The 7639-nt window shown below is 74.2% G+C and carries 9 protein-coding genes; 5 read left to right on the forward strand and 4 right to left on the reverse strand.

The features are described from left to right. The 3 genes from ABT093_RS39980 to ABT093_RS39990 all read left to right on the forward strand — a co-directional run. Positions 1 to 97 (forward strand): acyl-CoA dehydrogenase family protein (locus ABT093_RS39980; RefSeq protein WP_350572328.1); only part of this gene is annotated, 97 nt, incomplete at its 5' end. Positions 98 to 334: 237 nt separating this feature from the next. Then, positions 335 to 1582 (forward strand): beta-ketoacyl-[acyl-carrier-protein] synthase family protein, encoded by a 1248-nt coding sequence (locus tag ABT093_RS39985; protein ID WP_350572426.1) that lies wholly within the window; start codon positions 335 to 337, stop codon positions 1580 to 1582. A gap of 42 nt (positions 1583 to 1624) precedes the next feature. Further along, the gene (locus tag ABT093_RS39990) at positions 1625 to 2110 is read left to right on the forward strand and encodes a GNAT family N-acetyltransferase (protein WP_350572427.1); all 486 of its coding nucleotides are present in this window, start codon (positions 1625 to 1627) and stop codon (positions 2108 to 2110) included. Between the two features lie 67 nt (positions 2111 to 2177). Here the strand turns inward: ABT093_RS39990 and ABT093_RS39995 are convergent, their stop codons facing one another. The 3 genes from ABT093_RS39995 to ABT093_RS40005 form a co-directional block, all read right to left on the reverse strand. Further along, the gene (locus tag ABT093_RS39995; RefSeq protein WP_350572428.1) at positions 2178 to 2810 is read right to left on the reverse strand and encodes a hypothetical protein; all 633 of its coding nucleotides are present in this window, start codon (positions 2808 to 2810) and stop codon (positions 2178 to 2180) included. Between the two features lie 271 nt (positions 2811 to 3081). Beyond that, complete coding sequence (locus ABT093_RS40000; protein ID WP_350572429.1) at positions 3082 to 3579, reverse strand: hypothetical protein; 498 nt, start codon at positions 3577 to 3579, stop codon at positions 3082 to 3084. Between the two features lie 183 nt (positions 3580 to 3762). Beyond that, on the reverse strand, positions 3763 to 4365 hold the full coding sequence (locus ABT093_RS40005) for an NAD(P)H-dependent oxidoreductase (protein WP_350572430.1): 603 nt from the start codon (positions 4363 to 4365) through the stop codon (positions 3763 to 3765). 55 nt (positions 4366 to 4420) lie between these two features. On the opposite strand from ABT093_RS40005, the gene ABT093_RS40010 reads away from it, so the two are divergent. After that, entirely contained in the window at positions 4421 to 5107 is a 687-nt protein-coding gene (locus ABT093_RS40010; RefSeq protein ID WP_350572431.1) for a class I SAM-dependent DNA methyltransferase, read from the forward strand. Here ABT093_RS40010 and ABT093_RS40015 read toward each other — a convergent pair. Next, on the reverse strand, positions 4995 to 6893 hold the full coding sequence (locus tag ABT093_RS40015) for an ATP-binding protein (protein ID WP_350572432.1): 1899 nt from the start codon (positions 6891 to 6893) through the stop codon (positions 4995 to 4997). The genes ABT093_RS40010 and ABT093_RS40015 overlap by 113 nt on opposite strands. A gap of 124 nt (positions 6894 to 7017) precedes the next feature. On the opposite strand from ABT093_RS40015, the gene ABT093_RS40020 reads away from it, so the two are divergent. After that, positions 7018 to 7512, forward strand: a complete 495-nt coding sequence (locus ABT093_RS40020; protein ID WP_350572433.1) for a peptidylprolyl isomerase — start codon at positions 7018 to 7020, stop codon at positions 7510 to 7512. Positions 7513 to 7639: the final 127 nt, after the last annotated feature.

A 7639-nucleotide genomic window follows, 5' to 3' on the forward strand; every position in this document is an offset into this window, starting at 1 on the left:
TCCGCTGGAGCGGATGATGCGGGACGCGAAGATCACGCAGATCTACGAGGGCACCAACCAGATCCAGCGCGTCGTGATGGCCCGCAACCTGCCGTGATCCCGTACGGCACCCACCGGAGCCCCCGGCCGCGGCGATGCGGCCGGGGGCTCCTGCCGTTTCGTCGAGCCTATGGGATTCCTACAAGGGCCGGCCCGTCGAATCGGGCGAGCGGCACATCTGAACGACCATCACGGCCGTGGCAGGGTGGGCGGTGAGGCGAATGCTCCCCGCGTCCACCGATGCGGAGAGTTGTATCCACCTCACAACCTCCACAGAAGCCATGGAGTCTTTTCGATGGGTACTGACAACAACTCGACCCGAGGCCCCGCCGCCGAGCCGGTGCTGGTCACCGGTCTCGGGGCGACCACACCGCTCGGCGGCGACGTCGCCTCCACCTGGGCCGCGATGCTGGCCGGCGACGGCGGCATCCGGCCGATCGAGGCCGACTGGGCGGCCGGACTCCCGATCCGGATGGCCGGGCAGCTGGCGGTCGAACCGTCCGAGGTCATCGACCGGGTCCGGGCCCGGCGGCTCGACCGCTGCGAGCAGGTCGCGCTGATCGCGGCGCGCGAGGCCTGGGCCGACGCCGGCGCCCCCGAGGTCGACGGCGAGCGGCTCGCCGTGGTGATCGGCACCGGCACCGGCGGCGCGCTCACCATGCTCGGCCAGGACGACGTGCTGGAGGCCTCCGGCGTCCGGAAGGTCTCCCCGCACACCGTCCCGATGCTGATGGCCAACGGCCCGGCCGCCTGGGTGTCCATCGAACTCGGCGCCCGGGCCGGCGCGCACACCCCGGTGAGCGCCTGCGCGTCCGGCGCCGAGGCGATCGCGCTGGGCCTGGACCTCATCCGCCTCGGCCGGGCCGACGTGGTGGTCGCGGGCGGCGCCGAGGCCTGCATCTGCCCGCTGACGCTGGCCGGCTTCGCCCAGGCCAGGGCGCACTCGCTGCGCAACGACGAGCCCGGCCGCGCCTCCCGTCCGTTCGACACCGACCGGGACGGCTTCGTGATCGGCGAGGGCGCGGCCGTCGTCGTCCTGGAACGGGCCGGCTTCGCCGCCGCCCGCCGGGCCCGCGCCCACGCCGCGCTGGCCGGCGCGGCGGTCACCTCCGACGCCCACCACATCACCGCGGCCGCGGCCGAGGGCCAGGTCCGCGCGATGCGCCGGGCGGTCGCCGAGGCCGGGCTGTCCCCGCTGGACATCGCGCTCGTGCACGCCCACGCCACCTCCACCCCGCTCGGCGACCTGGTCGAGGCCGAGTCGGTCACCGAGGCGATCGGCGCCCACCCGGTGGTCACCGCCACCAAGTCGATGACCGGCCACCTCTTCGGCGCGGCGGGCGCGGTGGGCGCGCTCGCGACCGTCCTCGCGCTGCGCGACGGCGTGGTCCCGCCCACCCGCAACCTGGAGCGGCAGGACCCGGCGGTCAAGCTGGACGTGGTCGCGGGCGCCGTGCGCCGGGGCCCGCTCGGCGCGGGGCTCAGCAACGCCTTCGGGTTCGGCGGCCACAACGCCTCGCTGGTCTTCACGGCGGTGCCGTGAAGACCAGCGACCGGCGGGCAGGGGCTCACTAGGGTGACCGGCATGTCCACACCGACGGAATCGTCTCCGGCCTCCGCCCTGCGGCTCGAACCGGTCACCCCGGAGAACATCGACGCCGCCCTGGGGCTGAAGGTCCGCCCCGACCAGGAGCACCTGGTCGCCCCGGTGGCCACCTCGCTGGCCGAGGCGTACGCGTACGGCGAGACCGCCTGGCCCCGGCTGGTCTACGACGGCGAGCGGCCGGTCGGCTTCCTGATGGCCTTCTTCGACGTCGTCTTCCGGCCCGGCGACGAGCCGCGCTCCGGCCTCTGGCGTCTCAACATCGCCGCGGACACCCAGGGCAGGGGCTACGGCCGCTTCGCCGTCGAGCAGGTCGCCGCCGAGATCCGCCGCCGCGGCGGCACCCGGGTCTGCGTCACCTACGTGCCCGGGGACGGCGGCCCGGCGGGCTTCTACGCCCGCCTCGGCTTCCGGCCGACGGGCGCCTTCAGCGGGGACCAGGCGGTCGCGGAGCTGGACCTGGTCTGAGCGCGGCGGGCGGGTGACCCGGCCGCGTCGCCGGGTCACCCGCCCGTCCTGCGGGCCGTGCTCGGCCTCAGTGGACCAGGAGGAACTTGGTGGTCGGGACATTCGGGCCGCTGGCGCAGTCCAGGTTCGAGGTGGTGGCGCTGTAGGTCCAGCCGCGGGGGACGTCGCACGCCCACAGGCCGTTCACCGGCGTGCGCAGGTGGAAGGTGGTGGACGGGACGCTGCTCCCGTACAGCAGGCTGCAGGACGTGCTGCGGCCGGTGAAGTCATAGGTGAAGGCCGGCGTGCCCACGCACGCGGTCAGGCCGTCGTACGGGGTGCGCAGGTGGTAGGCGTTGGAGATCACGCCGGACTGCTGGCTGCAGGCGTAGCCCCAGGAGATGGAGTCGTAGACGAAGGCCGGGTTGCTGATGCACGCGGTCAGCCCGTCGACGGGCGTGCGCAGGTGGAACTGCGGCGAGTTCCACGTCCCGCCGCCGCTGCAGCTGCGGTTCATGGACACCTGGTCGTAGACGTAGCCGGCCGGGACGTCACAGGCCCACACGCCGTCCAGGCCGGTGGTGGTCGTCGTGGTCGTCGTGGCGGCGGAGGCGGACGTGGTGGCGGCGGCGCCGGAGAGCACCAGCGCCAGCGCGGCGAAGGCCGCGAGCAAGGCGTTCCGGAGGGTGCGGACGGTGCGTGCGGTGCGTGCGACGGACATGGTTCTCCTTCGGTGGAGGAGCTGTCGGTGGATGCACGGTGCCGGCGGCGGTGGTGTCGCGGGTGAGCGTTCACTGCCGCCGCCGACGGTTCTAGCACGCGCGGCGGACCGCCGGCCCGGTGATCCGCTTCCGATTGATCATTCCGCCGGCCGCCGTCTACGCGCCCGCGCGTGACTTCTCCGGTTCATGCCAGCCGATCGGCGCGGCCCGGGTCCGGCACGCGGGCGACCCGGTTCCCGCCGGGTCGCCCGCACGCCGAGGGGGCCGGCCTCAGTGGGCCAGGAGGAACTTGGTGGTCGGCACGCCCTGGACGCTGGCGCAGTCCAGGTTCGAGGTGGTCGCGCTGTAGGTCCAGCCGCTCGGGACGCTGCACGCCCACATGCCGTTGACCGGCGTGCGCAGGTGGAAGGTGGTCGCCAGGACGCCGGACAGCTGGCTGCACGTGGTGCTGTGGCCGACGAAGTCGTAGGTGAAGCCCGACGCGCCGGTACACGCGGTCAGCCCGTCGACGGGCGTGCGCAGGTGGAACTGGGGTGAGTTCCAGCTGCCGCCGCCGCTGCAGGCGCGGTTCATGGACACCCCGTCGTAGACGTAGCCGGCCGGGACGGAGCAGGCGTAGGTGCCGTCCAGGCCGGTGGTCGTCGTGGTGGTGGCGGAGGCGGGCGCGGTGGCGGCGGCGCCGGAGAGCAGCAGCGCCACCGAGGCGGCGGCCGCTAGCAGGCCGGACCGGGCGGTGCGGGCGGTGCGGGCCGTTCGTGCGACGGACATGGTTCTCCTTCGGTCGAGGAGTTGCCGGTGGATGCACGGTGCGGGGGCGGTGGCCGCGGGTGAGCGGTCACTGCCGTCGACGGTTCTAGCACGCACGGCGGGCCGCCAGCCCGGTGCTCCGCCCCGGATCGACCATTCCGCCGCCCGCCGTCTACGCACCCGCAGGCGATCCTCCGGTCCGCGTCAGCCGATCAGTGCCGCCGCTTCCTTCCGCGCCTGGCGCAGCCACTGCGCGCGCTCGTCGTCCGAGGAATCGCTCACGGTGCGGAACACCCGTCTACGGACGTCCGTCACCCCGACGTAGGGCAGCACGCACGCCGCCCAGATCCGCTCCAGCGGGTCGCCGAACTCCTCGTGCTCCCGGGCCTCCGGGGTGTCCGAGGTGTTCAGCACCAGCGCCCGCCCGGCCCGCAGCAGCCCGACGGGCTCCCCGTCGGCCGTCCCCAGCTTGTACGCGACGCCCGGCACCATCACCCGCTGCACCCACCCGGCGAGCACGGCGGGCGGCATGCCCCACCAGTTGGGGTGCACCAGCACGAGGGCGTCCAGCGTCGCCACCTCGTCCCGGTGCAGCGCGAGCAGGGCGTCCTCGGCGGCCCCGCTCGCCGCCACCGTCTCCGTCTCGCCGGCGGTGAGCAGGGGCGCGAACCCCTCGGCGTACAGGTCGTGCGCGACGACCTCGGCTCCCTGCTCCCGCAACTCGTCCACCACGGCCCCGAACAGCGCGTGGTTGAAGCTCCCCGGCCTCGGGTGCGCCAGATAGATCCCGACCCGCTTCTTCACCATGTCCCCTTCCGCCCCTCCGGATCGGCCGATCCTAACCCCGGTAGGGTCGACCGCCGTGACCACCACCGAGCCCGAATTCCTCGCCGCCGCCCGGACGTTCTACGACGCCGTCGCCGCCGACTACGCCGACCGCTTCCGCGACGCGCTGGCCGCCTCCCCCTGGGAACGCGCGATGCTCGGCGTCTTCGCCGAGCTGGTGACGACGGCCGGCGGCGGCCGCGTCGCCGAACTCGGCTGCGGCCCGGGCCGGATCACGGGACATCTGGCCGCCCTCGGCCTGGACGTCTCCGGCCTCGACCTCTCCCCGCGCATGGTCGACCTGGCCCGCGCCACCCACCCGGAGATCCCCTTCCAGGTCGGCTCCCTGCTCGACCTGCCCTACGCGGACGGCGAGTTGGCCGGCGTCGTGGCCTGGTACTCCATCATCCACACCCCCGCCGAACACCTCCCCCGCGCCTTCGCCGAGTTCCACCGCGTCCTCGCCCCCGGAGCCCCCCTCCTCCTCGCCTTCCAGGTCGGCGACGCCGCCCTGCGCATCGAAGACCCCTGGGGCCACCCCGTCACCCTGGACTTCCGCCGCCGACAACCCGCCCACATCGAGACGTTGGCCACCGACGCCGGCCTCAGGGTCACCACCCGCCTCGTCCGGGAGCCGGAGGCGGACGAGAAGTCCCCGCAGGCCTACCTCCTGGCGCTCCGGGCGGAGCAGCCGGGCCGTCCGGAGGGGCCTGGTGGACCGTGATGGCCCCGTCGAGCAGGGCGGCGGCTTCCTTGGCACGCCCGGCCGACCCCAGGGCGGCTCCGATGAGGCTCAAGGTGACCCCCTCCTCGAACCTGTTGCCCCTGGCCCGGTGGAGGGCCAGGGCGGCGTGGCCCACGTCGATGGCCTCGTCGTGCCGTCCGGCCCGGAGGAGTTCCACGCCCAGGTCGGTGAGGCGGCCTTCGGAGTGCTGATCGCCGACGAAGGACGCGAAGTCCTCGCTCCGCATCATCTCCAGCCCGAGGCCGAGGATCTCCATGACGGTTTCGAGGATCCTCGGGTCACTCAGGGGCGGCTCGATTCCGGTGACGGACCTGGCCATGCCGAGGGCGTGCAGATAGGTCCTGTACGCCATGTGGCTGCCGAGGATCACGGTCAGCTCCAGGAGCTTCCCTCGTCCGGCGGCACGGGAGTCCACGATCGCGTCGAGGTTCTCGCGTTCGACGGAGAACCAGGCGTAGGCGCTCGCCTCATCGGGGAACGGGCTGGTCCCGGAGCGGTTGGCACCTGTCTGGGGCCCGGGCCGCATGGCGGCGCGCCCGTTGCACGCGTAGTAGCCCAGGAGCCGTTCCCATGCCGCGGTGCGCTCGCCGTCCTGGTCGGCCAGGCGCTTCACGTACAGCCGCACCAGGTCGTGCGCCCGCCAGCGCCCCGAACCCACCGGCTGCTCCGCCAGCAGGTTCGCCCGGGCCAGCGCGGCCAGCTGCCGCCGGGCGGCCGGCCTGCCGAGCCCGGCCAGCACCGCGACCGCCTCCGTCGAGACGTCCGGTCCCGGGTTCACCGTCGTCAGCCGCAGCACCCTCGCCGTCTCCTCCGGCAGCCGCCGGTAGGACAGCTCGAACGCGCCCGCCACCGCGAGCGACATCCCGCCGCCGTCCCCGTGCCGCAGCGCGTCCAGCCGGCTGCCGGTGTCCGCCAGCTCCTCCGCGAGATCGGCGAGCGGCAGCCCGGGGTCGTCCACCAGCAGGGCCGCCGCGATCCGCAACGCGAGCGGCAGGTACCCGCAGTGCTCCGCGATCGCCGCCAGCGCCCGCGGCTGCGCCTCCGCCCGCCCGTCCTCCGGCCGGGCCCGCCGCACGGCCGTCGCTACCAGCTCCGCGGCCTCCGCCGCCCCCAGCACCCCCAGCGGCAGCAGCCGCGCCGGGAAGCCGGGGGAGTGCAGGCAGTCCCGCGAGGTGACCAGCAGCCGGTGACAGGAGTCCGCCGGCACCAGCGGCGCGACCTGCTCCGCCGCCGAGGCGTCGTCGGCGAGCACCAGCACGGCTCCGGCCTCCGCCGCCCGCCGCGCCATCGCGGACCGGTACAGCGCGGCCTGCTCCTCCGGCGTCGGCGGCACGTCGTGGTCGCGCACGCCCAGCGCCCGCAGCAGCGCGCCCACCGCCTGCTCGCCGCTCACCGCCGCCCCGGGCCGGTAGCCGCGCAGCGGCACGTACAGCACCCCGCCCGGGAACCAGCCGCGCCGTGCGGCCTCGTGCGCCGCGTACAGCGCGAGCGCGCTCTTCCCGACCCCCGCCAGCCCGGCCACGGCCGACACCAGCACCGGCCCGCCGTCCCCCGCGGACGGCGCGAGCAGCGTCAGCAGCGCCTGCACGGCCTCGCCGCGCCCCACCAGGTCCACCGGTGGTGCCGGCAGCGAGGCGAGCGCCGTCGGCGCCGGTCCGCCGCCCGCCCCGCCGAGGGCGATGTGCATGGTCCCGGCCTGGAACGCGCCGCCGTGGACCGTGCCGCCGTCGAGCGCGTTCCGGACCCTGTCCTCCCCGTTCTCCACGCCGCCATCCTGGCCCAGGCGCCGCCGCGCGCGGGGCCGAACCCGTTGATCACCGGTCGGCGGAGCGTGACCGCGCGCCGGGGGGCGCCGCGCGCCGACACGCCCGGCATGCCATGATCCCTGCATGGGTTCCAACGTTTTCTTCGACATCACCATCAACGACGAGCCGGCCGGCCGCATCGTCTTCACGCTCTTCGACGACATCGTCCCGAAGACCGCGCAGAACTTCCGCGAGCTCGCCACCGGCCAGCACGGCTTCGGCTACGAGGGCTCGTCCTTCCACCGCGTCATCCCGGGGTTCATGCTGCAGGGCGGTGACTTCACCCGCGGTGACGGCACCGGCGGCAAGAGCATCTTCGGCGAGAAGTTCGCCGACGAGAACTTCCAGCTGAAGCACACCAAGCCGGGCCAGCTCTCGATGGCCAACGCGGGCAAGAACACCAACGGCTCGCAGTTCTTCATCACCACCATCGTCACCGACTGGCTGGACGGCAAGCACGTCGTCTTCGGCGAGGTCGTCGACGGCCTGGACCTCGTGACGAAGATCGAGAGCCTCGGCTCGCAGAGCGGCCGCACCAAGGCCAAGATCACCATCGCCAAGTCCGGCATCGTGGAGTAGGGGCTCGCCCTTCCCACGCACTCGGACGCGGCCCGCCACCAAGGCGGGCCGCGTCCGCGCGTTTGTGCGCCCGCTCCCGTCCGGCCCGGCGGAGCAGGAAGTCGGCGGGTCCGACTTCCTGCGCCGG

The sequence above is a fragment of the Kitasatospora sp. NPDC002551 genome (assembly GCF_040296005.1).
In the GTDB taxonomy this organism is placed as follows: domain Bacteria; phylum Actinomycetota; class Actinomycetes; order Streptomycetales; family Streptomycetaceae; genus Kitasatospora.

What these genes read in the sequence shown, in the direction of transcription:
- ABT093_RS39985 (WP_350572426.1), top strand. Translation starts at nt 335, where the DNA reads ATGGGTACTGACAACAACTCGACCCGAGGCCCCGCCGCCGAGCCGGTG.
- ABT093_RS39990 (WP_350572427.1), top strand. Translation starts at nt 1,625, where the DNA reads ATGTCCACACCGACGGAATCGTCTCCGGCCTCCGCCCTGCGGCTCGAA.
- ABT093_RS39995 (WP_350572428.1), bottom strand. Translation starts at nt 2,810, where the DNA reads ATGTCCGTCGCACGCACCGCACGCACCGTCCGCACCCTCCGGAACGCC.
- ABT093_RS40000 (WP_350572429.1), bottom strand. Translation starts at nt 3,579, where the DNA reads ATGTCCGTCGCACGAACGGCCCGCACCGCCCGCACCGCCCGGTCCGGC.
- ABT093_RS40005 (WP_350572430.1), bottom strand. Translation starts at nt 4,365, where the DNA reads ATGGTGAAGAAGCGGGTCGGGATCTATCTGGCGCACCCGAGGCCGGGG.
- ABT093_RS40020 (WP_350572433.1), top strand. Translation starts at nt 7,018, where the DNA reads ATGGGTTCCAACGTTTTCTTCGACATCACCATCAACGACGAGCCGGCC.